Genomic DNA, 6000 nt, shown 5'->3' on the forward strand with positions numbered 1-6000 from the left:
GCGTGTCGCGAACTGTGCGCTCCTGAGCATGTTATCCACAGGCTGTCCGGTACCTTACTGACCTGCACTGTGGACAACCGACTTCGGCAGGCCGGAAAACCCTTCTGCAGGCTGAAGCCTGCAGGGACCAAAGCCTGGTGCCTGCGGCGCTTCGGCCCGGGTCCGGAGATCCTGAAATAATGCGATTCAGGGCGGAAAACAATCCCGATTTTGGGTTAAAAATTGCTAGGATTATGATTTAAAAAAGGTGCAGAAACTGCACTTATTTTTAGTTGTATTTTCAATAGAATTTCGAGGATAGAAAGTACAACCATCAAAGAAATTCAAACCCGACTGGGCCCCTTCGGCTTCCCGGTGAACCGGGGCGTCGCCTGCACTTCGCCGGGTGTCCCCGCGGTGGCCACCAGGCTACGCGGAGCCAGGACGTAGCCTGTCTCCGTCCCGTTGGGATAGCAAGCGATGCCTGAAGGGCGGCGTGAGCAGCTGCCGTTCCGGCAGCGCCACTTTCACTGGCCGCCGGTGGCGGCCGCTAAGGAAAGCCGGTAAACCGGCTTCTTTGGCTCCCACTTTGGCCCCGTTGTCAGCGGTGTTCACTTTTGCTGTGACTGACGCTGCCCTGTTCCGGTCCATAAACAAGGGGCGGCTGAAGCCTGATGCCTGCACCCGTTCGCACTCCCTCCCGTTGGTCAGTCGCTTGCGCTGCGGCTTTGTCATCCCCCTGGTTTCCGTCCCCGTTGGAACAGGGCGGTCATGTGTCACAGCAACGTGCTCCCCGCCTTCCGGAAACGGAAAAGTGAGGACACTAGAAAGAAGCCGAAGGAGGCCACGATGACCACGACCGCAGCGACCATTTCCCAGACTGAGCAGGTAACACGTATTGAAATCACCCACCCACGCCAGCGCCAGGTATTCGTACCTCGTCTTTTCGCGACGCCGTTTGGCGAGCAGATGGTGCAGTCATTTCTGGACAGACACAGCAACTATGAGGGCGGCATGTGGCAGTTCTGGGAGGTGCCGCGCGGGATTAGCGGCCATGTCGGCCCATATACAGACATCATCACTACCCGCCCGACCGGGTACATGACGCCACCAGAGGGAACCTACCAACTGAGCATTCCAGGCAATTATTTTGATGAAGAAGTCTCCGCAGACGCTGCCGGGATCATTGCCACGCTTTTCGTACTTAACCAGCTGTGCTGGAAGACTTCCGAGATGGGGCCGCAGTACGCGCAGACCTGCCAGGGGCTGGTTGACCGTCAGGACGCCCTGAAAGACTACGTGAGCATTATTGAGCATCCGGAACGCAGCAAAATTTTCCGCGCCATTGACTGACATCGCTAGGACCCGGGCAGGGTGCCCGGGTCCAGTAAGGAGAACGAGAACATGATCAACTCATTAGCAGTAATGGAAGGGCTGACGATTCTGGCCCGCTGGCTTGAAGACAATATCAACTGTGGATCAGAAATCTGTTTTGATGACCCGGAGATAGGGACGGGCTCAGAAAAGCTCCTGCCTTGCGTGGAAGCCGCGCTGGCACTGATGTCCGCCACGTTACCCAAAGATGAGCAGGGGCCGGGCAGCGAGATCCGTATTCGCGCCCAGGGAGAAGCCAACAGCTATGTGCTGCTAAAAGAGAATACCTGGTTTGCTCAGGTACTGATGAATGGCGAAATGACCACGACCCGACAGGAAGGTTGTTTACGGGCGATGGTCGCGGGGCTGAATAACGGGCGTGGAGCTGAATAAGATGGCAGATACGATGACGGGGATCAGGGTGCTGGCCGCGATGGCCATCGAAAGAGACTGGCCGACTTTCAGGGAACCAGATAACGCTGACCGATCAGCAATGGCCGCAGAAACACTCTGCTACTTCGCCCGCCAGACTGGGCTGGCCCGCAGCGATGAATCCGTAGACACCATCATGGGCGATCTGATCACCGATTTGATGCACCTGTGTGACAGGCTGGACATCGATTTTTCTGGGCTGCTGACAGTTTCGTCTATGCACCATGAAGATGAGATATGAAGGCTGATCTGCTGCCCCTGCTGAAGCCCCCGCGCATCGAGCGCGGGTACTTCAGAACCCCGTCTGCCTGCGTTGTGCCAGTGTATCAGTGCAGCATTCTCTGGAGCATCTCAAGGGCTTTAGTCTTACTGGTCTGAGGCCGTGTCATTAGCGGTATCAATCCTCGCACGGAAAGTGTGATCGTGGCCAACTCTATGGCCCGCTTTACTTCTGGCGCGTTTTCGTAGTCTTTGTAAGAGCGCAGGCAAACACCCAGCTCCTCTGCGGCCCTGTCGCGGCTCCAGCCCAGGCTTTTTCGCCACAGTCTGAGTTCAAATCCGGTCATTTTTAAACCTTAAAAAGTGCAGAAATTGCACCTATTTTAACTCAATATTCAATCGAATTTCGAGACGTAAAAGCGCCACAATCAAAGAAATTCAAACCCGTCTGGGCCCCTTCGGCTTCCCGGTGACCCGGGTCGTCGCCTGCACTTCGCCGGGTGTCCCCGTGGTGGCCACCAGGCTACGCGGAGCTCCGTCCCGTTGGGATAGCAAGCGATGCCTGAAGGGCGGCGTGAGCAGCTGCCGTCCCGGCAGCGCCACTTTCACTGGCCGCCGGTGGCGGCCGCTAAGGAAAGCCGGTAAACCGGCTTCTTTGGCGCCCACTTTGGCCCCCTTTGTCAGCGGTGTTCACTTTTGCTGTGACTGACGCTGCCCTGTTCCGGTACGAAAACAAGGGGCCGGCTAAAGCCTGATGCCTACACCCGTTCGCACGCCTTCCCGCTGGTCAGTCGCTTGCGCTGCGGCTTTGTCATCCCCCTTGCTTTCGCCCCCGATGGAACAGGGCGGTCATGTGTCACAGCAACGTGCTCCCCGCCTTCCGGAAACGGAAAAAGGGGACACCAGAAAGAAGCCGAAGGGCTTCCAACGATGAGGAAATGACTGATGACCAAGATGGCATTCTGGAGCAAATCAAGTGGAGTCAACGGCTGGCGCAAAGCGCACTTTGTGGACGGTGCGTGGCATACCACGGCCTGTGCCACGTCGAAGACGTTGGAGGCGCTGAATGCTCACGGCGACCACTGGGAGCTGGTGACGGTGGAAGAAGCGCAGGAACGCTTTACCCAGGTGAATTATCTGCCGGTGAGTGAAATCACTGAGACGCGCTTTAACGACATGCTGGAAGTGCTGCCGCCGCTGGACTGGTGGGGAGGCGAACACAGCCAGTCATTCAAGCTGATGGAAATGTACAGCGGCAACATCACCGACATTTTCGCACGGTTCGGCACCCGCTATTTCCAGATGCGCAATATTGTCACGCTCACCCACGCGCAAATCATCGAAAAGGTCAGGGCATTTATCGACGCCGAAAGAATTGCCGCGTAAGCGGCAATAAAAAAGCAGAGCGGGCGCTCTGCTTAATCATTCCGGCCTGTTCTAGCAGGCTGGACATAACACGTCTCAGATGGAGATACATCATTAAAGACCGTTTTATCGTTGCATGTCAGGACTATTTTGTAAAGCAACGCGATAACCAGACGACGAAAAAACAGCGCCGCCAGCATCGCGATACCGTCGCAGGGGAGAGTATCACACCTCGCGTGAAGGCGTTGGGGCGTCACATTGTCCGCTGCCAACGCAAGCAAAAGCCGGTACACATTCCGGCGCTAAACGTTGCTGAGTGGGGACAGTTGCTGCGTTCACTGGAGATTAAACGGGCGTATGCCTGATGCCGATGCCGTCCTTCGGGGCGGCATTTTTTGACCCCGGCTGTCGTTCATCGGCGTTGAGCCGCTGAACGACAGTGATCCCCTCTGCGGCTATGGAGAAGAACATGAAAAAGTACACAGAATACGCGCCGTTCGGCGTGACGGCCATTCAGCTTGATAACGGTGATGAAGCCATTTACCTGCACGGCGAATGCATTGCCTGTGCCGATATGGGGCAGCGTGATGATCCGGTGATTGATACGGGAGAACGGTTGGCCACCACGCTGGGTGTGCCATTTCACCTGTTGAGCCTACCCGTTCCTGACGATAGCGAATGGGCCTGGAATGATGTTGTAGCGACGCTAGGTTGGGGAAAATCCGTAACGCTTCCGCGAATGGTTATCCGTCCGGTTCTTGAATGTAGTACCTCGCATATTACAGAGGACGATAATATTCTGCTTGCGGAGCTGAGCCGGGAGAAATTTGAAGGCGAATGGATCGTTAATACTGGTGTCGGATATCTCATTCGTCTGGAGGCTCGAATGCATCCGCTGAAGCACCTGAAGCGTTTTGGCTTGTCAAGAACATCGCGCAGGCTGATTATCCAGAGCATGAGGCAGGCGGATATCAGCATGATCCACTTCTCCCTGGTTGGCGAAGAACTGCCGAATTTTGAAACGTTTGACTGGTAATTCCCGCTTGGCCAAGTACCGGGCTTTTTGATCCCGTTCCAATGCCCGGGCTTGCAGCAGGCTAACGCCTGCGCCGCCCTTGCAAGGGCCGCTTCGCGTCTCTTGTAAGGAAACGGGCTTTGCCCGCCACGTCTTTCTGGCGTTCCCCTTTCCGTTTCGGATCTCGTCACGGTTTTCCTTTGCCGTGAAAGACACTGCCCCCGCCCGCGAGCCCTGCAAGGGCCCGGCTAAAGCCTGCTGTCCTCACCCGTTCGCACGTCCTCCTGACGTCGGTCGCTTGCGCTGCGGCTTGCGGCAGCACCCTTGCATGACTCACTTATGGGCCGGGGCGGTCATTTCATCACGGCAACGGCCTCCCGCGATGGTGACTTACTGTCAAAAGGACAACGCCAGAAAGCAGTCATTTTTTAAAACTATTAAGGAGTAATTTCATGGCCCGTTTATCCTCTGTTTTTCGTTCTGCCAATGTCATCCGTAAAGAGCGTGCACTGACCAATGATGAATTAATGCGTTACGTCCCGAGTGTTTTTTCAGAGGAAAAGCATGAATCCCGTAGCGATCGCTATACTTACATCCCTACCATCACACTGCTGAATAATTTGCGCGAAGAAGGGTTTCAACCGTTCTTTGCCTGTCAGACACGGGTACGTGATGAAGGGAAACGTGATCACACAAAACACATGTTACGGTTGCGCCGCGATGGTCAGATTTTGGGTAAGGAAGTGCCGGAAATTATTCTTCTCAATAGTCATGATGGTAGCAGCAGCTATCAAATGATCCCGGGAATGTTCCGATTCGTCTGCATGAATGGCATGGTCTGTGGTCAGACGTTTGGTGAAATTCGTGTGCCTCACATGGGTAACGTCGTAGAGCGAGTGATTGAAGGTGCCTACGAAGTTCTGGATATTTTTGAAGGTATCAATGGATCCAGCGAAGAGATGAAAAATATCACCCTCAATAGGGATGAACAACGCATTTTTGCTGAAACAGCATTAGGTTGGAAGTATGACGAAAAGGGGCAGGGTAAGCACATTCCATTAGAGGCTGAAGATGTGCTTAAAATTCGCCGAGAAGAAGACAAGAAAAATGATCTTTGGACAACTTATCAGCGCGTTCAGGAGAACATGACAAAGGGAGGCTTATGGGGAAGAACGGCGAAAGGCAAGTCTCAACGTACCCGAGCGGTTACCGGTATTGATGGTGATGTGAAGTTAAACCGTGCGTTGTGGGAAATGGCAGAAAAAATGAAAGCGATCAAATCCTGATGATATTCAGGTAGGGGAGGCCTCTGTCTTTTTCATCCTCAATCATTAAGCACAGACATTGACCCTGTGCTTAATGAATTCCCCCTTCATTTGACTTTTACCTTCTCAATCATATTGACATCCCTGTTGGTAATTATTGAGCCTGATCTGGGGTATGGTGGGTAGGTTTTTCCGTTTCTAAATTTGCTTTCTTACGTGAAACTGGCGCGCGGGATTGGACTTTTTTACGCGAATTCAGTATTTCACGTATGGATTTAACACTTGTCTGGATCCCGGCATGACTGAGCGCACTGCGGATATCTTCCACGCTGTAGCCTTTGTTATCTGCCA

Annotated in this window: 6 protein-coding genes and 1 pseudogene; 6 read left to right on the forward strand and 1 reads right to left on the reverse strand. The window is 54.0% G+C overall.

Features of this window, described 5'->3' with window-relative positions; all coding sequences use genetic code 11:
* Positions 1–828 precede the first annotated feature (828 nt).
* From WG891_RS16170 to WG891_RS16195, 6 genes are all read left to right on the forward strand, one after another.
* A complete protein-coding gene (locus WG891_RS16170) occupies positions 829–1332 on the forward strand; it encodes an antirestriction protein (protein WP_337263706.1) in 504 nt (167 codons plus the stop codon).
* A gap of 51 nt (positions 1333–1383) precedes the next feature.
* Positions 1384–1746 carry a hypothetical protein gene (locus WG891_RS16175; RefSeq protein WP_337263705.1) on the forward strand — a complete coding sequence of 121 codons (363 nt, stop codon included), beginning with the start codon at positions 1384–1386 and terminating at the stop codon, positions 1744–1746.
* Position 1747: 1 nt separating this feature from the next.
* Positions 1748–2026 (forward strand): hypothetical protein, encoded by a 279-nt coding sequence (locus WG891_RS16180; protein ID WP_337263704.1) that lies wholly within the window; start codon positions 1748–1750, stop codon positions 2024–2026.
* A gap of 923 nt (positions 2027–2949) precedes the next feature.
* Positions 2950–3390, forward strand: a complete 441-nt coding sequence (locus WG891_RS16185; protein WP_337263703.1) for a hypothetical protein — start codon at positions 2950–2952, stop codon at positions 3388–3390.
* 448 nt (positions 3391–3838) lie between these two features.
* Complete coding sequence (locus WG891_RS16190; protein WP_337263702.1) at positions 3839–4405, forward strand: DUF5983 family protein; 567 nt, start codon at positions 3839–3841, stop codon at positions 4403–4405.
* 431 nt (positions 4406–4836) lie between these two features.
* Complete coding sequence (locus WG891_RS16195) at positions 4837–5670, forward strand: DUF932 domain-containing protein (RefSeq protein ID WP_337263701.1); 834 nt, start codon at positions 4837–4839, stop codon at positions 5668–5670.
* Positions 5671–5803: 133 nt separating this feature from the next.
* On the opposite strand, the pseudogene WG891_RS16200 reads toward WG891_RS16195, so the two are convergent.
* Positions 5804–6000, reverse strand: a pseudogene (locus WG891_RS16200) (hypothetical protein); the annotation flags it as partial.

It is taken from the genome of Serratia sp. MMO-28, from assembly GCF_037199905.1.
GTDB lineage: Bacteria > Pseudomonadota > Gammaproteobacteria > Enterobacterales > Enterobacteriaceae > Chania > Chania oryzae.